Annotated in this window: 1 protein-coding gene; it reads right to left on the reverse strand. The window is 57.1% G+C overall.

From position 1 onward, the window contains the following. Positions 1 to 659 (reverse strand): ornithine carbamoyltransferase (locus ACTHUR_RS14900; RefSeq protein WP_440399373.1); only part of this gene is annotated, 659 nt, incomplete at both ends.

Genomic DNA, 659 nt, shown 5'->3' on the forward strand with positions numbered 1-659 from the left:
GTTTAAGCCGAAGGTTTCGTAAATCCATTCGCCGACTTTGGTTTCGCGGTTGTGGAAGGCGGGCAGGCAGTGCATGAATTTGACCTGCGGGTTGCCCGATGCCGCCATCAGTTCGGGGGTAACGCGGTAATCTTTCAATAAATCAATGCGTTCTTGCCACGCCTCTTTCGACTCGCCCATACTGACCCACACGTCGGTATGGATAAAATCGACGCCTTTGACGGCTTCTTCCGCGTTTTCGGTCAGCAAAATCTTTCCGCCGGTTTCTTCAGCGACGGCGCGGGCGCGGGCGACGATGTTTTCAGACGGCCACAAGGTTTTCGGTGCGCCGATACGCACGTCCATGCCGAGCTTCGCACCCAACACCAGCAGCGAATTCGCCATGTTGTAACGCGCGTCGCCGACGTAGGCAAACGCGGTTTGGTTCAAAGGTTTGCCGCTATGTTCGCGCATGGTCAGCGCATCGGCGAGCATTTGGGTGGGGTGGAACTCGTTGGTCAAGCCGTTGAACACGGGCACGCCGGCGTATTTCGCCAATTCTTCGACCACATCCTGCCCGAAGCCGCGATATTCGATGCCGTCGTACATCCTGCCCAACACGCGGGCAGTGTCTTTGATGCTTTCCTTATGCCCGATTTGGCTGGCGGACGGCTCCAGAT

It is taken from the genome of Neisseria sp. P0021.S007 (assembly GCF_051956855.1).